23 protein-coding genes and 1 pseudogene are annotated in these 21,440 nt (G+C 54.1%); 19 read left to right on the top strand and 5 right to left on the bottom strand.

Annotated elements, in window-relative coordinates:
* Positions 1–57: 57 nt before the first annotated feature.
* The 9 genes and pseudogenes from TLL_RS13560 to TLL_RS09600 form a co-directional block, all read left to right on the top strand.
* A pseudogene (locus TLL_RS13560) lies at positions 58–165 on the top strand (AAA family ATPase); the annotation flags it as partial.
* Positions 131–586: a DNA repair protein RecN gene (locus TLL_RS09635; protein WP_011057736.1), complete on the top strand. Its 456-nt coding sequence runs from the start codon at positions 131–133 to the stop codon at positions 584–586. The pseudogene TLL_RS13560 and the gene TLL_RS09635, both read left to right, overlap by 35 nt.
* Positions 562–711 (top strand): hypothetical protein, encoded by a 150-nt coding sequence (locus TLL_RS09630; RefSeq protein WP_164920946.1) that lies wholly within the window; start codon positions 562–564, stop codon positions 709–711. Before TLL_RS09635 ends, TLL_RS09630 begins: the two co-directional genes overlap by 25 nt.
* A 69-nt stretch (positions 712–780) precedes the next feature.
* Entirely contained in the window at positions 781–2,067 is a 1,287-nt protein-coding gene (gene hisS / locus TLL_RS09625) for a histidine--tRNA ligase (RefSeq protein ID WP_011057735.1), read from the top strand.
* Positions 2,012–2,740, top strand: coding sequence for a sirohydrochlorin chelatase (locus TLL_RS09620; protein WP_011057734.1), 729 nt, complete (start codon positions 2,012–2,014; stop codon positions 2,738–2,740). Before hisS ends, TLL_RS09620 begins: the two co-directional genes overlap by 56 nt.
* Complete coding sequence (csaB, locus tag TLL_RS09615; RefSeq protein ID WP_011057733.1) at positions 2,737–3,756, top strand: polysaccharide pyruvyl transferase CsaB; 1,020 nt, start codon at positions 2,737–2,739, stop codon at positions 3,754–3,756. Before TLL_RS09620 ends, csaB begins: the two co-directional genes overlap by 4 nt.
* A gap of 63 nt (positions 3,757–3,819) precedes the next feature.
* Positions 3,820–4,389, top strand: a complete 570-nt coding sequence (locus TLL_RS09610; protein WP_011057732.1) for a hypothetical protein — start codon at positions 3,820–3,822, stop codon at positions 4,387–4,389.
* A 146-nt stretch (positions 4,390–4,535) separates the two neighbouring features.
* Positions 4,536–5,480, top strand: coding sequence for a COX15/CtaA family protein (locus TLL_RS09605; protein ID WP_011057731.1), 945 nt, complete (start codon positions 4,536–4,538; stop codon positions 5,478–5,480).
* Complete coding sequence (locus TLL_RS09600) at positions 5,477–6,430, top strand: heme o synthase (protein ID WP_164920945.1); 954 nt, start codon at positions 5,477–5,479, stop codon at positions 6,428–6,430. The genes TLL_RS09605 and TLL_RS09600 overlap by 4 nt, the downstream gene beginning before the upstream one ends.
* A gap of 5 nt (positions 6,431–6,435) precedes the next feature.
* Here the strand turns inward: TLL_RS09600 and TLL_RS09595 are convergent, their stop codons facing one another.
* Positions 6,436–7,326: an alpha/beta fold hydrolase gene (locus TLL_RS09595; RefSeq protein ID WP_011057729.1), complete on the bottom strand. Its 891-nt coding sequence runs from the start codon at positions 7,324–7,326 to the stop codon at positions 6,436–6,438.
* 67 nt (positions 7,327–7,393) lie between these two features.
* On the opposite strand from TLL_RS09595, the gene TLL_RS09590 reads away from it, so the two are divergent.
* The gene (locus tag TLL_RS09590) at positions 7,394–8,170 is read left to right on the top strand and encodes an SDR family NAD(P)-dependent oxidoreductase (protein WP_011057728.1); all 777 of its coding nucleotides are present in this window, start codon (positions 7,394–7,396) and stop codon (positions 8,168–8,170) included.
* On the opposite strand, the gene TLL_RS09585 is transcribed toward TLL_RS09590, so the two are convergent.
* Complete coding sequence (locus tag TLL_RS09585; protein ID WP_011057727.1) at positions 8,138–9,544, bottom strand: type II CAAX endopeptidase family protein; 1,407 nt, start codon at positions 9,542–9,544, stop codon at positions 8,138–8,140. The genes TLL_RS09590 and TLL_RS09585 overlap by 33 nt on opposite strands.
* A 265-nt stretch (positions 9,545–9,809) precedes the next feature.
* On the opposite strand from TLL_RS09585, the gene TLL_RS09580 reads away from it, so the two are divergent.
* The 7 genes from TLL_RS09580 (at position 9,810) to TLL_RS09550 (ending at position 14,698) form a co-directional block, all read left to right on the top strand.
* Entirely contained in the window at positions 9,810–10,025 is a 216-nt protein-coding gene (locus TLL_RS09580; protein ID WP_197524106.1) for a hypothetical protein, read from the top strand.
* A gap of 190 nt (positions 10,026–10,215) precedes the next feature.
* Positions 10,216–10,689 carry a heavy metal-responsive transcriptional regulator gene (locus TLL_RS09575; RefSeq protein WP_164920944.1) on the top strand — a complete coding sequence of 158 codons (474 nt, stop codon included), beginning with the start codon at positions 10,216–10,218 and terminating at the stop codon, positions 10,687–10,689.
* On the top strand, positions 10,673–10,912 hold the full coding sequence (locus TLL_RS09570; protein WP_011057724.1) for a thioredoxin family protein: 240 nt from the start codon (positions 10,673–10,675) through the stop codon (positions 10,910–10,912). Before TLL_RS09575 ends, TLL_RS09570 begins: the two co-directional genes overlap by 17 nt.
* Before the next feature lie 73 nt (positions 10,913–10,985).
* Positions 10,986–12,299 carry a permease gene (locus tag TLL_RS09565; RefSeq protein WP_011057723.1) on the top strand — a complete coding sequence of 438 codons (1,314 nt, stop codon included), beginning with the start codon at positions 10,986–10,988 and terminating at the stop codon, positions 12,297–12,299.
* A 33-nt stretch (positions 12,300–12,332) separates the two neighbouring features.
* Complete coding sequence (locus tag TLL_RS09560; RefSeq protein ID WP_011057722.1) at positions 12,333–12,827, top strand: putative iron-sulfur cluster-binding metallochaperone; 495 nt, start codon at positions 12,333–12,335, stop codon at positions 12,825–12,827.
* Between the two features lie 148 nt (positions 12,828–12,975).
* Positions 12,976–14,097: a hypothetical protein gene (locus TLL_RS09555; protein WP_164920943.1), complete on the top strand. Its 1,122-nt coding sequence runs from the start codon at positions 12,976–12,978 to the stop codon at positions 14,095–14,097.
* 88 nt (positions 14,098–14,185) lie between these two features.
* Positions 14,186–14,698 (top strand): inorganic diphosphatase, encoded by a 513-nt coding sequence (locus TLL_RS09550; protein ID WP_164921201.1) that lies wholly within the window; start codon positions 14,186–14,188, stop codon positions 14,696–14,698.
* Here TLL_RS09550 and TLL_RS09545 read toward each other — a convergent pair.
* Positions 14,695–15,135, bottom strand: a complete 441-nt coding sequence (locus TLL_RS09545) for an ATP-binding cassette domain-containing protein (protein ID WP_197524105.1) — start codon at positions 15,133–15,135, stop codon at positions 14,695–14,697. The genes TLL_RS09550 and TLL_RS09545 overlap by 4 nt on opposite strands.
* Before the next feature lie 475 nt (positions 15,136–15,610).
* Between TLL_RS09545 and topA the strand changes: the two genes are divergently transcribed.
* Both topA and TLL_RS09535 read left to right on the top strand, forming a co-directional pair.
* Positions 15,611–18,274, top strand: coding sequence for a type I DNA topoisomerase (gene topA / locus TLL_RS09540; protein WP_011057718.1), 2,664 nt, complete (start codon positions 15,611–15,613; stop codon positions 18,272–18,274).
* Positions 18,275–19,873 carry a B12-binding domain-containing radical SAM protein gene (locus TLL_RS09535; protein WP_011057717.1) on the top strand — a complete coding sequence of 533 codons (1,599 nt, stop codon included), beginning with the start codon at positions 18,275–18,277 and terminating at the stop codon, positions 19,871–19,873. It begins immediately after the preceding gene.
* Here the strand turns inward: TLL_RS09535 and TLL_RS09530 are convergent.
* A complete protein-coding gene (locus TLL_RS09530) occupies positions 19,870–20,409 on the bottom strand; it encodes an NUDIX hydrolase (RefSeq protein ID WP_011057716.1) in 540 nt (179 codons plus the stop codon). The genes TLL_RS09535 and TLL_RS09530 overlap by 4 nt on opposite strands.
* A complete protein-coding gene (locus TLL_RS09525) occupies positions 20,397–21,272 on the bottom strand; it encodes a DNA-methyltransferase (RefSeq protein ID WP_164921200.1) in 876 nt (291 codons plus the stop codon). The genes TLL_RS09530 and TLL_RS09525 overlap by 13 nt, the downstream gene beginning before the upstream one ends.
* Between the last annotated feature and the right edge of the window lie 168 nt (positions 21,273–21,440).

The following is a 21,440-nucleotide window of genomic DNA, read 5'->3' as shown; positions in this document are numbered from 1 at the left end:
GGGTCACTGCCCTTTTCTCAAGGATTGCCCTAGAACTGTTGCTCTCGTAGAGCCACAATGCTACAAACACTGCGGATTCAGAACTTTGCCCTCATTGCGGAGCTAGAGGTGACCTTTCAGGGGGGGTTCAATGTCCTCACTGGGGAAACAGGGGCAGGAAAGTCACCGTATTCACCAATTACAACGCCTCTGTCGCAAGTATGGCCCCGATTTGGCCAGCGTCATTGCCTATCGCGATCGCATCCAAGCAGAATTAGCTGCCCTCAAGGATGCTACTACTAGCCAAGAGTGCCTAGAGGCAGAAGTTGCCCAACGGCGGCAAGTTTTTGAGCAAGCAAGTGAGCAACTCCATCAATTGCGGCAAGGGGCAGCAGAACGCCTCCAGCAAGACCTCCTGGCCCACCTTGGTCCCCTTGGACTTCCCCAAGCCCGCTTTACAGTGCAGTTGACAACCACAGAAGCCAGTAGTAGCGGCAGTGACGAGATTACCTTTCTTTGGAGTGCCAACCCCGGCCAACCCCTGCAACCCCTGGGGGAGACTGCCTCTGGCGGTGAAATGAAGTGGCTCGCTTTGCCCGTGATGTGATGGGGATGACTACCCTCCAAGGGGAATTAAAAACAATCCCCCCCAATCCCACCGACGATCTCCTCAAGGACATTCTTGGGGAACTCAAGCACATTCGCGAGGTTTTAGAGCGGGTGGAGAAGTGACTGGGAAGGGGAAGCGAGTCAGGTATAAGCAGGTATAATACGTCTGTTTCATTTGCGCATTGACCACACATGGGTTTGCAAGCACCACGGGGAACTCGCGATATTTTGCCCGCTGAGCGGGTCTATTGGCAGTATTTAGAAACCATTGCCCGTCAGATTTTAGATCGCGCTGCCTACCGTGAAATTTGCACTCCCATTTTTGAGCAAACCCCTCTGTTTGAGCGGGGCATTGGTGAAGCCACTGATATTGTCAGTAAGGAGATGTACACCTTTCGCGATCGCGCTCAACGGTCGCTGACACTGCGGCCAGAGGGCACCGCGGGGGTGGTTCGCGCCTATATTGAGCATGGCCTCCACAGCCAAGGGGGCGTGCAACGTCTGTGGTACCTAGGGCCAATGTTTCGCTATGAGCGGCCGCAATCCGGTCGCTACCGCCAGTTTCACCAGTTGGGGGTGGAAGTTTTAGGGAGTGCTGATCCCCGTGCCGATGCTGAAGTCATTGCCGTGGCCTTAGATATTTTGCAGGCTCTGGGACTAAAGCAGTTAACCCTGATGCTCAACTCCGTGGGCGATCGCGAGGATCGCAGTGCCTATCGCCAAGCCTTGGTGGATTACCTCACCCCCTACAAAGCAGACTTAGACCCCGATTCCCAAGAACGCCTCCACCGCAATCCCCTCAGAATTCTGGATAGCAAAGATCCCCGCACCCAAGCCATTGTCAAGGAAGCGCCGCGGCTTTTGGATTATTTGAGTGCGCGATCGCGCGCCCATTTTGAGCAAGTCCAATCCCTCCTGCAGGCTCTGGGCATTGCCTACCAAATTAACCCTGCCCTTGTGCGGGGTCTCGATTACTACACCCACACCGCCTTTGAATTTCAGGATATGAGTTTAGGGAATGAGGGAACTGTCTGTGGCGGTGGTCGCTACGATCACCTTGTGGAGGAACTGGGTGGCCCACCAACCCCGGCAATTGGTTGGGCGATGGGACTGGAGCGGCTGATTTTACTTTTGCGCGATCGCCCCCTCCCAGCGCGCAATCAGCCCTACCTCTATATGGTGACCCGCGGCGCAGCTGCTGAACGTCAAGGCCTGATCTTGGCACAGCAACTGCGGCATCAAGGGTATACCGTAGACGTGGATCTCAGCGGTAGTGCCTTTGGCAAGCAGGTGAAACGCGCCGATCGCGTTGGTGCCACCGTGTGTCTGGTCATTGGCGAGAGTGAAGCGACGGATGGTACCGTCCAAGTGAAGTGGTTAGCTTCCGGAGAGCAGGTTTTGGTACCGCAACAGGAACTCTTGAGTGAAAACTGGCGATCGCGCTTCCTTACCCCCCATGATGGCTTACTTTCTCATTAGCCACGGCAGCCCTGCCCCGGAACCGCAGCAAGCGATGGCATTCCTGTGCCAGCAACTCACCCCTCTTGGCATCCTCAGCTGGGGAACCCTTGAAGGGGCACCACTGCCTAAGCAGATTTGCCAATTTAGTCAGGAGGCACACTCTCAGGGGGCTGAGGGGATGGTGATCCTACCCCTCTTTTTATTGCCAGGCAACCATGTGGTCGTGGATCTACCGCTGGCGATCGCCGCCGCCGAGTCGGTGCTTCCCATTCAATTACTCCCCTTCTTGGGCGGACAGCCGCTCTTTCAAGCATGGTTAAAACGGGCGATCGCCGATGAAGGTGCCCATATTCTCCTGGGCCATGGCAGCCGTCGGCCTGAAGTCCTCCCTTGGTTTGAGGAACTGTGTCAGACCTGTGGTGTGCGTCCAGCCCTGCTGACGCAAACGGGAAGTTTAAACCATGCCATTGAGGCGCGGATGGCTCAGGGGTATACCAGTAGCAAAATTTATGGCTACTTTCTTTTTGGTGGCAAAACCCTTGATCAGGTGCACAGCCAACTCGCCCTGCTGCAGGTCAGGTATCCCCGCCACTCCGTTTCTTTGGTGCCGGCCATTCAACCCACCTCCTCCTTCATCAACGTGCTGCAACAGATTCTTCAGGCAGTGCCGCTCGTGGAGCCTGTGGTATGAGTCAAGTCTTTCTCTGTGGCTACTACGGCTATGGAAATACCGGCGATGAGGCGCTGTTGGCAACGCTCCTCGAACAGTTGCCCCCCCACGTTGCACCGGTCGTTCTTAGCGGTAATGCTAGGGCCACGGCAGACCGCTATGGTGTTGCCGCCTGCGATCGCCGGCAGTGGCAAAAAGTGCTGCGTACTCTGCAACAGAGCCAGGCCTTTATTTGGGGTGGGGGAAGTCTGATTCAGGATGTGACGAGTTGGCGCAGTCCCCTCTATTACCTTGGCTTGATGACCCTTGCGCAGCGGTTTGGCTGCCGCACGATTGCTTGGGCCCAGGGAATTGGACCGCTGCGATCGCCCCTCTATCGCTGGTGGACTCGGAAACTGCTCCGCCGTTGTCTGGCCGTTACAGTGCGAGATTCCGGGTCGGCGGCCCTTCTGCGACAGTGGGGAATTCCCCATCAACAGGGAGCCGATCCCGTATGGCTGATGTCGGCGCGTCCTGGGTTGCCCCCCAAGGCTAAGGCGCCCATTGCGGTGTGTTTGCGTCCCCATCGCCACCTCACGAGCGATCGCTGGCAGCGTCTGAAAATGGCCTTGCGGCGGTGGCAGGAAGAGATGGGTGTGCCGCTTTTGCTATTACCCTTTCAGCTGCAACAGGATTTGCCCTTGGCTGAGGAGCTCTATGGGGCCCTCCTGCCTGATCAGACCCAACTGATCTCCTGTGAGGATCCCCGCGAGATGAAGGGCATTTTGGCGGCAACGGCGGGAGCGATCGCCATGCGTCTCCATGCGCTGATTATGGCCGCCAGTGTTGGCTGTCGCTGTTTTGCCCTCAGCTACGATCCTAAGGTCCGTTACCTCATGGCGGATACGGGTATGGCTGGGGTTGAACTGGAAGCCTTGCCCCCTGACCCCACGGCCTTGATTCACCAATGGCAACACACCTTCTGCGCTCCCGTTCCCGACTATCAAGGCTACCTGCAGTCGGCTGGCGTTCACAGGGCAGTGTTGAATCTCCTCTAGGCCAACCCCCCGCCAAGGATAGAATAAGATCAACTCGATGCGTCGTTTTGGTGCGGCACTCCCATGAGCGAATTTCACCGCCGCTATCCCACCGGCAGCATTGTCAGTGATTTATTGCAAATTCATGACGGCCTCTTTATTGTCAAAACGACTCTCCTAGTGGGGGAGACCATTCTGGCGACAGGGATGGCTGCGGCACCGACCCTTGAACAGGCGGAAGATAGTGCCCGCCAGCGTGCCCTGCGACTCTTGGGTATTCACCTCCCTGTGCAAACGGAAGCGGAACTGATTCCCCGTGTCCCGGCAGCCCTAGAGGCAGCTCCTTGGTCAGAGGCCCGCAATACTGATCTGATTCTAGAACCCACGACTCCTGCCAATCCTCACCCCAGCCACCCCGCCGTCAAACCGGCCAGTGAGAAGCCCCCCAGCAAGCGCGACCCCGTGGATCTGGCGGATGAAATTGCCCAAACCACCGTGGAAATGAAGCGTTTGGGATGGACCGAAGCCCAAGGTCGTGCCTATTTACTGCAACGCTATGGCAAGCGATCGCGCCAGCAATTGAGCGATGAAGAACTCTTGGATTTTCTCCACTTCTTGCAACAACAACCCAGTCCTGGGGAGCAGTCCCTTTAGGCCCTCCGCAAAATTAGGCAACAAAATGCAAGAAACATTTATACTCTAGCGAAAACTTAAAGAAAAGCTATAGATTTTCACGGCTGCCGTGATCCCCCCCTTAGCTTCTTTACCATGAAGGAGTTGTTGCTGTCGAGGAAAAATCCGTGCTGGGTCCCTTTGATGTCTCACCCTTGACCCTAGGCAGTGATCCAAGTGTCCGTCGCCAGTGGATTTTTCGCCTTGTGTTGCTGATGACGGTCTTTACCCTCTTTTTGATGGCGGTGGGCAGTGCCACACGGGTGATGGATGCCGGTTTAGCCTGTCCCGATTGGCCCTTGTGCTTTGGCACGCTGGTGCCGCAAATGAACTTGCAGATTTTTCTAGAGTGGTTTCACCGCCTGCTCGCCACCAGTTTAGGGCTGCTAGCGATCGCCTTTGTTGGCTTGAGCGTGGCTTGGCGGTCAGCCCTGCCGCCTTGGGTTCCCTATGCTGCGGCGGCGGCACTGTGCCTTGTGATTGTGCAGGGGATTTTGGGGGGGTTGACGGTGACGGAATTGCTGCGCTTTGAAATTGTCACGGCTCACTTGGGCACAGGACTACTCTTTTTTGGCCTTTTGGCGACCATCACCGTTGGCTTGGCTCCCGTTAGCGGTGGGGGTAGCCCCCGTTGGTTGCGGATTGCAGGACCGGTCGCCCTGCTCTGTATCTATAGCCAGAGTTTGTTGGGAGGCTTGGTGTCTTCGCAGTGGGCGGTTCATCAGTGCCTCTATGGCGATCGCCTGTGTGGGGTGCTCCATAGTCATCTGATGGGGGTTGTCCCAGCCACCTTGAGTGTTCTGGTAGTCGTCATCGGGGCCTGGCGCAGCCCAGCCTTGACTCCCCTGTTGCGGCAATTAAGTTTCTCGCTCCTGCCGTTGGTGGCGCTGCAAGTGGCCTTGGGGTGGAGCACGCTACAACTCAAGCTACAGGTGCCGGCACTCACCGTTGCCCATCAAATGATTGGCGCCACCCTCTTGGGCGTGTTGGTGGCTATTTCAGCCTTGGCGTGGCGCGATCGCTCACCCCATTCCCTGAAACAGGAATCTTCAACATCTTTGAGGTCTGCATGACATTTCTCGCTAGGCTTTCCTCCTCAACGGGGGATCTCTCGACAAAATTGGTGGACTATGTCCAGCTCACAAAACCACGGTTAATCCTGCTCTTTTTGATTACCACTGCAGCAGCAATGGAGGTGGCCGGCCAAGGTCGGGTGTCTCCCCAATTGCTACTCATCACCCTTGGGAGCGGTACCTGTGCGGCGGCGGCAGCTAATACCATCAACTGTCTCTATGACCGTGATATTGATGCGGTTATGGAGCGAACGCGCCATCGGCCGTTGCCGGCAGGTCGGGTGGCCCCTTGGGAAGCGGTGTTTCTGGCGGTACTGCTGGCAATCACCGCCTTTAGCCTTTTGGCAGCATTTGCCAATCTCCTGAGTGCTTGCCTTGCCATGGCTGGAATTGCGGTTTATGTGGGGGTCTATACCCACTGGCTGAAGCGCTCTTCGCCGCAAAATATCGTGATTGGCGGTGCGGCCGGGGCAATTCCCCCCTTGGTGGGTTGGGCAGCGGTGACGGGGGAACTGAGTTGGGCGGCCTGGGTGCTCTTTGGCATGATCTTTGTCTGGACACCGCCCCATTTTTGGCCGCTGGCGATGTTGATTCAAGAGGACTATGCCCGTGTGCAGGTGCCCATGTTGCCTGTGGTGGGTGGCGATCGCGTGACGGCACAGCAAATTTTCCTCTACACCTTGGCACTGGTGCCCACCAGTCTGCTGTTAGTTTATCCCTGTGGTGTGGTGAGTTGGGGCTATGGTGTGGTGGCGATCGCCCTTGGCAGTTGGTTTATTTACCGCGCTTGGCAGTTGACCCAAGCCCCAGCGGAAAGGGAACGCGCCCGCCGTCTCTTTAAATTCTCGATCCTCTATATGATGCTGCTGTGTGCTGCCATGGTGGGCGATCGCCTCCTGCTGCCGCACCTATCAGCCGGTCTGAATGCGCTTGGGGCTTTGTTGAAGTGACTGAGCTAGCCTTGAGTTAACTGTTGCAGCCACTCAATTAAGATCGGGTTGACAAGTTCGGGGCGATCATCATGGGGACAGTGGCCGGTATGGGGGAGCCGTTCAATGCGAATGGGTAAACGTTCCTGGTGAGCCTCAAAGTGCTTTGTTCCCGACACTGGTGTCCAAGGATCCACTTCCCCCCACAGCACTAGAATTGGCACTTGAATGTGGGGCAGCAAATCAACAATTTTGGGTCCAGGGGGTGCCGAAATGACGCGGGCAAAGACCTCCTTCGCACCCGCATCCATCGCCGGTCGATGCAGCAGCTCCACCAATTCATCGGTAATGGCTTCGGGATTGGCATAGACTTGGGTTAGGGTTTTGCGGATGCGCTCTGGCTGTCGAATCTGATGGAAAATGAGATGACCAATGATCGGGGAGGCCACCAACGCCCGAAAAATCGCTGTAAATAGACTCTGTGTCCAGTTGAGTTCATTGGGACGGTGGTTGAGTCCGCCGGCACAGTTGAGAACACTGACCCCACGGCAGGTGTGGCCATAGCGCGCGGCCATCATCAAACACAACAGACCCCCAATGGAGTTGCCTACCCAAACCACCGGTTCCCCAACATGGGCTTGCCCAAAATCCGCCAGTAGCTCTGCCCACAGATCCAAGCTGTAGGCTAAATCTGGCTTTGCCGATGCACCAAAGCCCAGTAAATCAAGGGCATAGACACGGTAGCCTGCGGCAGTAAGGGCGGGGATATTTTTGCGCCAGTGACCAATGGAGGCACCAAATCCATGAACCAAGACTACTGGGGCACCACTGCCATTGACGCTGTAGCGAATGCGATGGCCGCGCCAAGTCCAGTCTGCGGTGGGAAAAGCTGCCGTGGCTGAGAGCGTCGAGGTCATTTTGCCCAGTCCCTTCCTGCAAGGTGTATTACTCTTAAGATAGCGATCTTTACCTTTCGTAACAATTATGACAACGGTACTGATTACGGGGGCAACGGGGGGATTGGGGCAGGCCTTTGCCCAAGCCTTTGCCGATCGCCAGCACCATTTGATCCTGACGGGACGTTCCCTCGACACCCTAGAGGCACTGAAGACGCGCCTCAGCCAAAAGGTATCGGTGGTGTGTCTTCCCCAAGATCTGAGTGAACCCGGTGCAGCCGGCCGCCTCTATGAACAGATTCAATCCTTGGGATTAGCGGTGGATGTGCTGGTCAATAATGCTGGCTTTGGCGATTATGGGGCCTTTGGCGATCGCGATCGCCAGCAATTGACGGCCATGCTCCAAGTAAATATCACCGCCTTAGTGGAGCTCACCCATCTCGTGCTCCAGGAAATGCGCCCCCGCCGTCAAGGAACCATCATTAATGTCAGCTCCATTGCCGCCTTTCAGCCCCTTCCCTACCTTGCTGTCTATGCTGCCAGTAAAGCCTTTGTCCGCCACTTTAGCGAAGCCCTCTGGGCAGAAGTCAAACCCTTGGGGATTCGCGTCTTGGCCGTCTGTCCCGGACCCACTGCCACCAACTTCTTTGAGCGCGCCGATATGACCCGCAACCCTGCTCTCATTGCCCAGCAGGATACGCCGGAACAGGTCGTTGCCGAAACCCTTGCTGCCTTGCAAACCGATGTGGCAACGGTCATTCCCGGTCAGCCCGCCAATCGCTTCCTTGCCCTTGCCGGGCGGTTAGTGCCCCGCCAGTGGTTGGTGCAGCAGTTAGAACCCCGCTTTCGCCCCCCCGCTCAATAGGAGCAAGCCCAAAAAGGAGCCACTGTTCCAGAGACTGTGGAGAATCATTGCCGCACCAATGTTTTGCGATTGCCAGTAGATGTAGCTGAGCACTGTTCCCAAAACCGTCAGGGGCAAGAGGTCGGCTAAGTTGAGGTGGGCAGTCGCAAACAACACGCCAGTGAGACCCATGGCTGAGCCGAGGGGGAGATAGGATTGCACAGAACGAAAGAAAAAGCCCCGAAAAAGAATCTCCTCAAAGAAGGGTGCCATCAGTGCCACCATGACATAGAGCAGAGCAAAGGTTGGATAGTCACGGCTCTGCAAAATAATCTCCAGCAACGGGTTTCCCCCCCCTTGATTTTTGAGGAGGGCTTGACTGGCCAATGAACTCAACAGCACTAGGGGAAGCGCCGCAAAATAGCCACCTACCCCCCAACGCAGCGCCCCTCTTAACCCTCCCTGCCAGCATAACCACTGCCAAGGGCGCTTGCCAAAGGGACGCAGAAAATACCAGAGCCAGCCCAAGCCTGCTCCCATGATGAGGCTGTAGCTGGCCAATGCATAGAGGGTTTGAGCCATAGCGGAACGCAGCGGCAGCCCCCAACTGATCAGGGCGCGCACCAAGGGCATCAGCAGCAGGCTAATGGCAAAAAAGAGGGCAAACCAGATTACCATGCCTTCCCAGAGGGTTTCCCAGCCCCAGATCACCGGGGTGGGGGAGGGGAGAGGATTCCCTTGGTGGCGGCGGCGCAGGTGTTGATAGATCCAGACAATCCAGAGAACAATCCCAATCAAACTGCCTAGCAGCGGAGTGGTGCCAAGGAGGGCAAGACGATAGAAGGCCCCTTGGGCGCGGTTTTGTGCTGCCCTGGCCAAGGCCATCAGGGCATCGGAGCGCTGTTGCAGTTCATAGAGGCGTTCGAGGGCGCGATCGCGAAACCAGCCTTGGAGAGTCTGTTTAATCAATGGTTCTGCCTCTGGGAGCAGTTGCGGTGGCTCTGACCACAGACCGAGGAGGACTTCTGCTGTACTGCGGGTTGCCCCTTGAGCCTCTTGGATCAGGAATTGCCATGTTTTCAGGGCGCGATCGCCCTGCCCAGCTTCAGCATAGAGCACTCCCAAGTGTAGACGCAGCAGTTGGTTTTGCGGTGTGGGGGTCTTCAGCACCCTTTCATAGGCTTTGATCGCCCCTTGCAGATCGCCAAGGAAGCGATCGCGGATGTCAGCATCCCCTAGCCCCTGCCATTCGCGGGCTTGCAGCGACAAATTAGTTTGAAACAGGTTGATTTGCCCTTGGGTTTGAGGCTCCCAATAGCTACCCAGTAAAGACAACGTAATTAGGGCAGCCACCACGACACTGAGGGCGGCAAGCACCAACCGCTTGAAAGACATAGGGCAAAGCTGACAAGGGACTTCCCAAAACCTTAGCGGAAAGTGACCCGACGGATCAATCTAGGGAGTTTGGTGAGACTAGAACACTAAGCCCACGGCTTTTGCTAGAGGATTGGCATGGGAGGGGCATCGTGGAGACGCTAAAGGCGAACACGGCAATTCCTGACTTTACTTGCTTTAATAAATGGCTTAGAGGAGTGGCTTAAAGCACTGACGCCACCTCGTGTCAGCAACATCAGGCTGCCCTGCGGTCGCTGTGAGAATCTTGCCGATTGCACAAACCATTGCGATACAGTCGCTTGTGGTGAACGTCCAGCCCTACCCGTGGCACATAGCCCCCCCCTTGACTGAATTGGCCACCCTCTCGGAGGCTGAATGGGAGCGGCGGTTACCCGCATCGGCCCTACGGCGGATTAAACCGGCCATGGAGCGGCGCAATGCCCAGGGCAATCTCAATGCCCAAGCCAATATTAAGCAGTGAAGCAACCTTGAGCAACAACATTGAGCGCAGAGGTGGAAGGAGAAAGAGGAGGGTAAAAACCTCCCCGGCCTTTCCTGTTAAGACTTCCAGATCGTCCTCGTAGTCCTCTATCCTCTGTCCTCACCCCTTGACCTTATACCTAGGTATAAGCTGTAGCATGGAGACACGAGAGCGTAACGGAGCCAGCACAATGTTTCAGGTCGGTGAAGTCGCGCGTCGTTTGGGACTCAATCCCCAAACCCTCTATTTCTATGAGCGGATTGGATTGATGCCCAGTCCCAGGCGCAGCCCAGCAGGCTATCGTCTCTACGGGCAACCCGATCTGGAGCGGTTATCTTTCATTACCCAAGCCAAGGCGCTGGGGCTCAGTCTAGATGACATTAAGGAATTGCTGATGTTGCAAGATCGGCAGCGGCTTTCTTGCCAAGAGGTGTACGATCGCCTCCTCAAGAAGATTCAGCACATCGACGAGACCATCAGCAAACTGCAAACCCTAAGAGCGCAGCTTACACCACTTCTAAATCAATGTCAGCGCGGTTTAGAACAACCCCAGACAGGGCAACAGTGTGTGGTGTTTCAACAACACCCATTGGCAACGCCGGCAGAGCTATTCCATCACCCATCACTTCATCAGGAGGAACTCAACCATGACACTCAAAGTTGAGATTTTGGGAACAGGTTGTAAGAAATGTCAGCAGTTAGAGGCCAATGCCAAGGAAGCGATCGCAAATCGCCAGCTACAAGCTGAGGTGGTCCACATTACTGACACAATGGAAATTGTGAAGCGCGGTGTCATGAAAACGCCTGCATTGGTTGTTGATGGCAAGGTGCTGAGCCAGGGCAAAGTGCTAGAAGCAAAGGACATTGAGCCACTTTTACCGGCTTAGCGATCGCTCATTCAGCAAGAATCAATTTTATTTACTTTACAACTCCCCGATAGTTCGGATAGGAGGGTCGCTGATGCACTTTTGGAAATCGGAATGGAAACCCCTACTGTGGATTGTGGCGGGTTTTCTCCTGTGCTTTTACCTCCCGGTAGAACTGATTCAAAACTCAGAACGGCTGAGAAATGCTTTTTTTGAATCGCTGTATCTAGTGCGTTGGTACGCTCAGGAACACGTTTTGCTTTGCCTGATTCCGGCTTTCTTTATTGCCGGAGCGATCGCCGTTTTCATTTCCCAGGATGCGGTGATGAAATACCTGGGAGCCAAAGCTAACAAGGTTTTGGCCTATGGCGTGGCTTCCGTCTCCGGGACGATTCTCGCCGTCTGTTCCTGTACGGTTCTACCGCTATTTGCCGGCATCTATCGCATGGGCGCAGGCTTGGGACCTGCCACCGCCTTTCTCTATTCCGGTCCGGCGATTAATGTGCTGGCGATTATCATGACAGCGCGGATTCTGGGCTTGCAGTTGGGCGTTGCTAGGGCCGTGGGTGCGATCGCCTTTAGCGTGATTATTGGGTTGCTGATGGCATTTATTTTCCGGAAAGAAGAACTGGAAAAAATTGAAGCCCAGGCGAGTTTCCCAGAACCTGAAGTTACCCGTCCGCTGTGGCAAAATGCCCTATTTTTTGCCGTGATGGTAGGAATTCTGGTCTTTGCAAACTGGGCCAAACCCGCTGAAATGGTAGGCATCTGGGCGGGAATCTATGCACTTAAGTGGTGGATTACGGGATTATTAGGGATCGCCCTGGCAGCCATTCTCGTTGCCTGGTTTGAACTGAATGCAGGCAAGGTCATTTTAATCGCGGTGGTGACTGCCGTTCTGGCGTTCCAGTTTTCCAATCAGCCAATGGTGGCCTTTGGAGCAGGTGTGATCGGGCTATCCTGGCTGACCAGTACCCATAAGGGTGAAGCCGGGGAATGGTTTGAGTCCTCCTGGGATTTTGCCAAACAAATTTTGCCCCTGTTGCTGTTAGGGGTGATTGTTGCAGGCGCGTTGCTCGGTCGTCCAGGGCATGAAGCCTTAATCCCCTCAGAATGGGTCACACGCACCGTGGGCGGTAACTCGTTGTTATCAAACTTTGTGGCGGCATTTGCGGGTGCATTTATGTACTTTGCCACGCTAACCGAAGTTCCGATTCTGCAAGGCTTAATTGGCAGTGGCATGGGGCAGGGGCCTGCGTTAGCCCTATTACTAGCAGGGCCAGCCTTATCATTGCCAAATATGTTGGTAATTCGCACGATTATGGGAACGAAAAAGACCGTAGTGTTTGTGTCACTGGTAGTCGTAATGGCGACGATTTCAGGAATGATCTATGGGGCATTCTTCTAGGCCCCATTGACAGCCTTATTAGGAAGAACATTTATGGATTGCTGTGGTTACCCTGAACCGACTGAAGGCGATTCTCCTATGGAGATGCCGCGCGATCGCCCTCCCCAGCACTGTCCCCAGGATCAAAGCCAGGGCAAGCCTGTCAAGCTGATTACTTTGAAGAGCCTCTTAATCCCCCAAGCATTAGAGCGGCTCAATTCTCAGGCGTCCTATCGATTTTGCAGCAGTCCTGATTGCCCGATCGTCTATTTTGCAACAGCGGAAGACACCTTTACAACTGACGATCTTAAAGTGCCCGTATTTCAAAAAAATCCACGTGAAGAGGTTCCAGTTTGTTACTGTTTTGGCTGGACACGGCAGCGCCTACAGCAACATCTGGGCCAGCAGGAGCAGCCTTTAGCGATCGCTGCCATTACTGCCCACATCCAGGCGGGGCGCTGTGGGTGCGAGGTGAACAATCCCCAGGGAAGTTGCTGCCTGGAAGATGTTCGTGACTATGTAGAGTGGGCGGCAGGAGCAGCACCATGACGCGACCTCATGAAAAGTAAAATCAAGCTTAAGGTTTATGTTTTAACAGCTTTATAAAGTAACTAGTCTTGAGTTGAGCTTTATGATTGGAAATTACTCCAAATTGGTATACCGGTTTGGTTTTATATTGCTTTTTTCCTTGCCATCAATGGCACTGATTCAAAAATTCTTTAGCTTAATGGGGATTTTAATCTACATGCTCATTGTTACTTTAGTTGTGCGATTACTGCTAAAGTTTAGAGCCAAGATTTTTTCTTTTGTTTCTAAATTTTATTTAACCATACTTGCTTTTATTATTATTTTTGGTATTGCCTGTTTTGCGTTTGTCTACCCCCTAGAAACGTCAGGCGTTCTAGGCCGTGGCAGCGATCGCGATGAAGCATTAAACATTGCTTTCTGGGAATTCGTACAGGGACGGTACCCCTATTTTGCAGTGACTCACCTCGGAGGAAAGATAACGCCACTCCCTGGGAGTATTCTACTCGCTTCACCGTTTATCCTGTTGGGAAACAGTGCCTATCAAAATCTATTTTGGCTAGCGATATTTCTTCTTTTAACGTCAGTATATCTAAAAAGTCATATTTCAGCTATTCTTATGTTGATGTTCCTAGCAGTTTTATCACCTGCATTTCAATATGAGTATATTTCAGGAGGTGATCTAATTGCAAACAGTATCTATATTCTAACAGCGATTTTTTTACAAACGAAAGCTCTATCCTCTAATTCGTTTATCGCAAAATTTAGTACTAGTATTTTCACAGGCATTACCTTGGCTTCGCGAAGCAATTTTCTGACGCTGCTACCGCTACTCTTTGTTCTTTTTTGGCGCTCTTCTGGGAAACGAGTAGCTTTGACTTACTTATCTCTTTCTGTACTGACCTTAATATCTATTGTGATGCCATTTTATCTCGTTTTACCAAACGAATTTCCCCCTTTTTTTGCTGGTAATAAACTGAGTGAAATTAATACTTCTATCCCATTTGCCAGTACTGGAATTATTCTTTTGACACTACTTGCATCTGTTTTACTTTCACTTCACCTCTTTAAGGTTTCCAAGTCACATTTACTCCCCTCCTGCATACTCTACTGTGCTATTGTTCAAGCCTTTCCCATGGTGTGTGGTATTCTTCTGATGAGTATTCTCAAAAGTCAGTTAGACTTCAGTCTGCTACTGCATCGCTATGGCCTTATGTTCCTTTTCTTTGACCTTTGGGGTCTGTGGCCACTGCTTCTGGTAAATTCTTCTAGTAAAAGCACGCTGTCTCTATAGCTGTCACTGCTTTCGGGCTGGGTGCTTGCTTCCATGTCCCAATCTCGATTAAATGGAGACTTGTTGCTTTGGACATCCTGCTATGAGTATTGACCTGAGCCGCATTCCTGCCCAACCCAAGCCAGGTGTTGTCAATGTCTTGGTGGAAATTGCCGGGGGCAGCCGCAATAAATATGAGTTTGACAAGGAAATGAAGGTCTTTGCCCTCGATCGCGTCCTCTATTCGGCGGTGGTCTACCCTTATGATTATGGCTTTATTCCCAATACTTTGGCCGATGATGGCGATCCCCTGGACGGCCTAGTGATGATGGATGAGCCAACATTTCCGGGGTGTGTCATTCCTGCCCGTCCCATTGGCATGCTGGAGATGATTGACAGTGGCGATCGCGACGAAAAAATTCTCTGCGTGCCTGTTGATGATCCTCGCTATGCTGAGGTGAAATCCCTCAAGGACATTGCTCCCCACCGTCTCGAAGAAATTGCTGAGTTCTTCCGCACCTACAAGAATCTGCAAAAGAAAGTCACTGAAATTCTTGGCTGGCAGGATGTGGATGCCGTGCAGCCCCTTGTCGAAAAATGCATCAAGGCCTACAAGGGTTAGGGCCTGACTAGCACAGGCTCTAAAAAGAGGCGGGTTCGCTCCTGTTGCAGACCATAACACAGTTCCTGGGGCGATCCTTCCTCAATAATTTGACCATCGGCGAGAAAGACCACGCGGCAGGACGCTTCGCGGGCAAATTGCACTTCGTGGGTGAGCACCGCCATAGTCATTGCCTCTGCGGCCAATGGTCGCATCACGGCTAGGACATCCCCCACCAGTTCCGGACCAAGGACGAAGGTGGGTTGGTCAAAAAAAAGAATCTCCGGTTGCATGGCCAAGGCGCGGGCGATCGCCACCCGTTGTTGTTGACCACCAGAGAGTGAGGTTGGGTAAGCATCCCGTTTATCCAGCCATCCCGCTTTCGCTAATAAATAAACTTGCAGCCATTTCGATAGCCAGGCAGCGGGGGAGTTTACGCACAAGGATCGGCGCTTCAATTAATGTTTTGCAACACCGTCCTGTGGGGATATGCCGACATCTCGACGAATCACCCGCAGTTGTTGCCGGGTCGGCACTAGTGGCAAGTAATGGCTGAGCATGAGAATCTCCCCCGATGGGTACGTCTCTCACCCATTCAAGCCGCTGAGCAAGGTGTTTTGCTAGAGCCACTGGGGCCAATCAGGGGACCACCTCTTGCCGAGCAACGGTGAAGTGGATCTGGCGATCGCCAAAATATTTGTTGAGGTAGCGTGTTGGGATCACCATTTCTGGGGCTGCCCCCCGCTCAGGCATCGCTGCTTCCTAAAAACCGTTATGCTGACTAAACAAACTCTCCCCATCGCCCATTGGTTAGGTTAGGGTTATCAATAAAGGAAGTTTCTCCTTGGTGCCCATGATACGGTGGGAGAACACAATTCGATGATCGATCGCTAAACTTGAGAGTGCCGAAAAACCCATCCCGCAGCATCCGCTATGTCCACCCTTGTCATCGTCGAATCCCCAGCAAAAGCCCGTACCATTCGCAAATTTCTGCCGCCGGACTATCGCGTTGAAGCCTCGATGGGGCATGTCCGTGATCTGCCCCGCAGTGCCGCTGATGTGCCCCCCGAATTCAGGGGGGAAGAGTGGGCAACCCTAGGGGTGAATGTCGCTGCTGGCTTTGAACCCCTCTACATTGTTCCTAAAGAGAAGCAAAAAGTTATCAAAGAATTGAAAGCTGCCCTCAAAACCGCCGATGAACTCCTGCTCGCGACCGATGAAGACCGGGAAGGGGAAAGCATTAGTTGGCACTTGCTGCAACTGTTGGAGCCAAAGGTGCCGGTGCGGCGGATGGTCTTCCATGAAATTACTGAGGAAGCCATCCAAGAGGCGCTGCACAATTGCCGCGATGTCAATCAACAATTGGTGCGTGCTCAAGAAACGCGGCGTATCCTCGATCGCCTGGTGGGCTATACCCTGTCCCCCCTGCTGTGGCGGAAAATTGCCCCCCATCTGTCAGCGGGGCGGGTGCAGTCGGTTGCAGTGCGCCTATTGGTTCAACGGGAGCGAGAGCGGTTGGCCTTCCGTAAGGGGCAATTTTGGGATCTCAAGGCCACCTTAGATCAAAGGGGAACCCTCTTTCCAGCGCGTTTGGTGAGTGTGGGTGGTCAGCGCTTGGCCACAGGCAATGATTTTGATCCCACTACAGGACAGCTACGTAATCCTGATGCTGTCTTGCTCTTGGATGAGGCAGCCGCCAACGCCCTGCGCGATCGCCTGCTAACGGAAACCTGGACGGTCACCGAACAAGAGGAGCGCCAACAAACCCGCAAACCCGCTCCCCCCTTTACCACCTCGACCCTGCAACAGGAGGCTAACCGCAAACTGCACCTCTCGGCCCAGGAGACGATGCGCATTGCCCAAAAGCTCTACGAAGAGGGCTACATCACCTATATGCGTACGGACTCGGTCCATCTGTCGGATCAGGCGATCGCTGCCGCCCGCAGTTGTGTGGAAGCCATGTATGGCAAAGCCTTTTTGTCACCCCAGCCGCGTCAGTACACCACCAAAACCAAGGGGGCCCAAGAAGCCCACGAAGCGATTCGCCCTGCGGGTAGCCAGTTTCGCACCCCCCAAGAAACCGGCCTTAGGGATCGGGAACTGGAACTCTACGAACTGATCTGGAAGCGTACGGTGGCCTCCCAGATGGCTGATGCCCGTGTAACTCTACTAACGGTGTCGATTACGGCTGGGGATGCCCTCTTCCGTGCCCACGGTAAACGCATTGATTTTCCAGGGTTTTTCCGTGCCTATGTGGAAGGTTCCGATGATCCCGATGCCGCCCTCGAAAGCCAAGAGGTGATGCTGCCGGTGATGCAAGTGGGGGATATTCTCCGCTGCCAAGCCCTTGAAAGTGTGCGTCACGAAACCCAGCCGCCGCCGCGCTACACCGAAGCCAGCCTTGTTAAAGCCCTTGAGCAAGCCGGTATTGGGCGCCCCAGCACCTATGCCACAATCATTAGCACGATCCAAGACCGCGAGTATGCCATTCGGCGAGGCAATGCCCTTGAACCTACGTTTACTGCCTTTGCGGTTACGGCGCTGCTAGAGAAATACTTCCCCGACTTGGTGGATATTAACTTTACGGCGCGGATGGAGCAAACCCTGGATGATATTTCCACAGGGGAGGTGCAGTGGCAGCCTTACCTTGAATCCTTCTATCTGGGTGAAAATGGCCTTGAGCAGCAGGTCAAAGAGCGGGAGCGGACAATTGAGGCAACTGAAGCACGGGCGATCGCTTTGCCAGAACTGAACGCTGAAGTGGTGGTGGGTCGCTTTGGTCCCTTTGTAGTCTATCAAAATGGCAATGGTAGTGAGCCCATTAAGGCCTCCTTGCCCCAGGACGCCACCCCAGGTAGTCTCACCCGTGAACAGGTGGAGCAATTAATTCGCCAAAAACTGGAGGGTCCTGACAAGCTGGGGGTCCATCCTGAAACGGGAGAACCGATTTTTCTGCTGACGGGGCGCTTTGGTCCCTATGTGCAGTTGGGGGAAGCCACAGAGGCCAATCCAAAACCCAAACGAGCGTCCCTACCCAAGGGAGTGAGTCCCGATGAAGTCACCCTAGACTTGGCGATTACTCTGTTATCACTGCCGCGGACATTGGGGGTGCATCCCGAAACTGGCAAACTGATTCAAGCCAATCAAGGTCGCTTTGGCCCCTACATTGTCCACGATCCCGAGGGTGAAAAAGACTATCGTTCCCTCAAGGGGGAGGATGATGTGTATACGATTACCCTAGAGCGTGCCCTAGAGCTGCTGGCAACACCGAAATCGAGTCGCGCTCGGGCCAAAAAACAGGTGCTTGCGGTGGTAGGGACTCACCCCGAGGATGGAAAACTGGTACAGATCTTCGACGGCCCCTATGGCCCCTATGTCAACCACGGTAAGGTAAATGCCTCCCTGCCGGAGGGGGTGACACCAGAGACAATGACCCTTGAGCAAGCCCTGCTCCTGTTGGCGGAAAAAGCACCCAAGAAAACCCGCCGCAGCGCAACGGCCACTGCCCCAAAACCCAAATCGACAATCAAAAGAACCAGTAAAAAGACGGCCACCCAGACCGCAAACACTAGCCGCCGTAAGTCAACGGAAACCTAGGTGAACTCCCCCTTTGCTGCTGAAACCCTTCTCTTTGAGCGATCGCGCCCCCGGCCAGAGGCGCTGCGGGTTATCTATGGCTTTCCCAATACCTACAGCGTTGGCATTACCAGCTTGGGGTATCAACTGGTGTGGGCACAACTGGCCAGCCGTGCCGATGTGGCGGTGAGTCGCCTCTTTACCGATGTGCAGGAGCCACTGCCTCGGGATCCAGAGTTGGTGGGTTTTTCCTTCTCGTGGGAGTTGGACTACGGCAATTTACTGGTCCTCTTGGAGCAGTTGGGCATTCCCATTTGGCAGCGCGATCGCCACGATTGCCATCCCTTGGTCTTTGGCGGTGGCCCGGTGCTGACGGCAAATCCCGAGCCCTTTGCCGATTTTTTCGATGTGATTTTGTTGGGGGACGCCGAACCTCTCTTAGATCCCTTTCTAACGACAATGGCGCAGGTGCGCACTGCTGCGCGATCGCAACGGTTGGAAGCCCTTGCCCACGTGCCTGGTATTTATGTTCCTAGTCTGTACCACGTCAGCTACAGCCATCCCACCGGTCCAATTCAAAGAATTGAACCCATCAAGGCCAGTGTACCGCCGACAGTCACTAAACAAGTCCACCGCGGTCATACCCTTGCGGCCTCCACGGTGGTTACCCCCCTCGCCGCTTGGGAAAACATCTACATGGTGGAGGTGGTGCGCAGTTGCCCCGAGCTATGCCGCTTTTGCTTGGCCAGTTATTTGACATTGCCTTTTCGCACACCGAGCCTAGAAACGCTGATTCCTGCCATTGAGCGGGGGCTGGCCGTTACTGATCGCCTAGGGCTTTTAGGGGCCTCGATTACCCAACACCCCGAATTTCCTGCCTTGATTGAGCATCTAGGTCAGCCGCAATTTGATCATGTGCGGGTGAGTTTAGCTTCGGTGCGCACCAATACGGTGACCGAATCCCTTGCCCAACTGTTGAGTCAACGGGGTAGTCAATCCCTAACGATCGCCATCGAAACGGGGTCTGAGCGCCTGCGGCAAGTGATCAACAAAAAGCTTGAGACTGAGGAGATCCTGGCTGCTGCGAGCCATGCCCAAGCCGGTGGCCTCAAGGGGCTGAAGTTTTATGGCATGGTGGGACTGCCCACAGAAACCGATGCCGATGTGGCAGCCACAGTGGATCTCTTTTGCCAATTGAAAAAAACAGCGCCGCGACTGCGGCTCACCCTTGGCTGTAGTACCTTTGTTCCCAAAGCCCACACCCCCTTTCAGTGGTGGGGCGTACAACCGGTGGCCGAAAAACGCCTCAAGTTTTTGAAAAAAGAATTGGCCAAATTGGGGATTGAGTTTCGCCCTGAATCCTATAATGACTCGTTGATTCAAGCCTTGATTTCGCGGGGCGATCGCCGGCTTGCTCCCCTTTTAGAGCAGGTGCGCCACTATGGCACCTCCTTAGGCAGTTATCGCCGTGCTTTTAAGGAACGGCAGGGACAGTTGCCCGACTTTGAAGCCTATGTTAATGCCAATTGGCCAGAGGAGACGGTCTTACCGTGGCAGCATCTCCAGAGTGGCCTGCCCACTAAAACCTTGGAAAATCATCTGAAGCGAGCGATCGCCTAGACCGGTCGGCACTGATACAGCCATTCTAAGAGAACAGCACGACATTGCAAGCACTCCAACTGCCCAAGAAGCCGTGAGATGTCCGGACTCCCTAGCCGAAACTTGCCCCCAGCTTGAGGTACCCTTGCTCCTAGGGCGAGTTCAGCCACGAAGCCCCACACTTTTTGATTAGAGAAGGCACTATTGACCAGCCAAGGCTGCTCACAGATGGGGGTGATGGCTTGAATCGCATCGGAGGTAATCCCCAATTCCCGCCTCAAAATTTGCGGCACCATTGCCCTAGGGGTTTGATTGGGGAGCACTCGCCCACCAGGAAAATCCACCGTAGCTCGCTGCACGCCCACGCGAAAAGTTGGCGGCAGGCAGATTAAATCGTCCCCTTGCAGTGGCAGGACAATTACAGAGTCCGCCTTTTCTACCCGCCAGTATTCTAGGGTTTCACCCGTGTCCGTCAGCCACTTTTCGGCAATCAAGGTCACCCACTTGGATTGAATGCGTACCAGCTCATCGAGCGATCGCCAATTCACTGTTGCCACTCTTCAGGAATTTGCACTATTTTCTCCTGTCCGGTGGGGCTGTACACCGGTCTGCCAAGGGGACGGTAAGGCAGGGTGCCATTTTCATAGGCCTGAATCCGTTGGCGAGCAATGTTGACATAAGCGGGTTCCTTCTCACAGCCCATCGCTCGCCGATTGTGCATTAGGGCAGCCAAGAGCGATGATCCCACCCCCATATAGGGGTCAAACACCCAATCCCCCTCATGGCTGAGGGCAAGAACGCACCGCTCCACCAACTCAATGGGAAATTGGCAGGGATGCAGCGTTTTTTCGGGATGATTGGACTTGACATTGGGAATATCCCACACCAGTTCTTGCCAATCCTGAACAACCACTTCCCAGACATCCGATGGATTTTTGCCCAAGGGATTACCCGAGGGTTTGCCCTTATTCGGGCCTTTGAAGTGACGTTTCCCCGGATATTTGGCTGGAATGCGCACCGCATCCAAATTAAAGATGTACTCATCTGACTTGGTGAACCAGAGGATCGTTTCATAGCGGCCAGAAAAGCGCTTTGTGGCATGGAGACCATGGCCAAATTTCCAAATGATGCGATTGCGCAGCTTCAAACCCAATCGCTTGAAGAGGGGATAAAACAAAATATCCAAGGGATAAACCTCTCCCCTTTGAACAAAATTCCCCACTTGCCAGCACAGACTTCCCTCTGGTCGCAGCACTCGATACAGCTCAGCAATCACTGCGCTTTGGCTTTGGAGATAGTCCTCGATCGCCACCGGCGTTTCGTAGGCCTTGCCGAGGTTGTAGGGTGGCGACGTAAAGATGAGCGTCATCGCCTCATCCGGCACCTGACGAACCACCTCACAAATATCCCCGCTGGCCATCACTAGCCTAGCCTCTGGAGAAAAGTGTTCTTGGATGGGTTGGCGAGAACTCAATCAATACAAGCAATCGTGACCTTCATGGCTAAAATAGCATAGTCTGAATCCTGAGATAAAAAAGAGGCCGACCCCTAGGGAGTCAGCCAGCGGATTACTTGGGAACGCGCGCTA

Source organism: Thermosynechococcus vestitus BP-1, assembly GCF_000011345.1.
GTDB lineage: Bacteria > Cyanobacteriota > Cyanobacteriia > Thermosynechococcales > Thermosynechococcaceae > Thermosynechococcus > Thermosynechococcus vestitus.
This window is presented reverse-complemented; position numbering and strand designations above follow the sequence as displayed.

What these genes read in the sequence shown, in the direction of transcription:
- TLL_RS09635 (WP_011057736.1), top strand. Translation starts at nt 131, where the DNA reads ATGTCCTCACTGGGGAAACAGGGGCAGGAAAGTCACCGTATTCACCAA.
- hisS (WP_011057735.1), top strand. Translation starts at nt 781, where the DNA reads ATGGGTTTGCAAGCACCACGGGGAACTCGCGATATTTTGCCCGCTGAG.
- csaB (WP_011057733.1), top strand. Translation starts at nt 2,737, where the DNA reads ATGAGTCAAGTCTTTCTCTGTGGCTACTACGGCTATGGAAATACCGGC.
- TLL_RS09610 (WP_011057732.1), top strand. Translation starts at nt 3,820, where the DNA reads ATGAGCGAATTTCACCGCCGCTATCCCACCGGCAGCATTGTCAGTGAT.
- TLL_RS09600 (WP_164920945.1), top strand. Translation starts at nt 5,477, where the DNA reads ATGACATTTCTCGCTAGGCTTTCCTCCTCAACGGGGGATCTCTCGACA.
- TLL_RS09595 (WP_011057729.1), bottom strand. Translation starts at nt 7,326, where the DNA reads ATGACCTCGACGCTCTCAGCCACGGCAGCTTTTCCCACCGCAGACTGG.
- TLL_RS09590 (WP_011057728.1), top strand. Translation starts at nt 7,394, where the DNA reads ATGACAACGGTACTGATTACGGGGGCAACGGGGGGATTGGGGCAGGCC.
- TLL_RS09585 (WP_011057727.1), bottom strand. Translation starts at nt 9,544, where the DNA reads ATGTCTTTCAAGCGGTTGGTGCTTGCCGCCCTCAGTGTCGTGGTGGCT.
- TLL_RS09575 (WP_164920944.1), top strand. Translation starts at nt 10,216, where the DNA reads ATGTTTCAGGTCGGTGAAGTCGCGCGTCGTTTGGGACTCAATCCCCAA.
- TLL_RS09570 (WP_011057724.1), top strand. Translation starts at nt 10,673, where the DNA reads ATGACACTCAAAGTTGAGATTTTGGGAACAGGTTGTAAGAAATGTCAG.
- TLL_RS09565 (WP_011057723.1), top strand. Translation starts at nt 10,986, where the DNA reads ATGCACTTTTGGAAATCGGAATGGAAACCCCTACTGTGGATTGTGGCG.
- TLL_RS09560 (WP_011057722.1), top strand. Translation starts at nt 12,333, where the DNA reads ATGGATTGCTGTGGTTACCCTGAACCGACTGAAGGCGATTCTCCTATG.
- TLL_RS09555 (WP_164920943.1), top strand. Translation starts at nt 12,976, where the DNA reads ATGGCACTGATTCAAAAATTCTTTAGCTTAATGGGGATTTTAATCTAC.
- topA (WP_011057718.1), top strand. Translation starts at nt 15,611, where the DNA reads ATGTCCACCCTTGTCATCGTCGAATCCCCAGCAAAAGCCCGTACCATT.
- TLL_RS09525 (WP_164921200.1), bottom strand. Translation starts at nt 21,272, where the DNA reads ATGGCCAGCGGGGATATTTGTGAGGTGGTTCGTCAGGTGCCGGATGAG.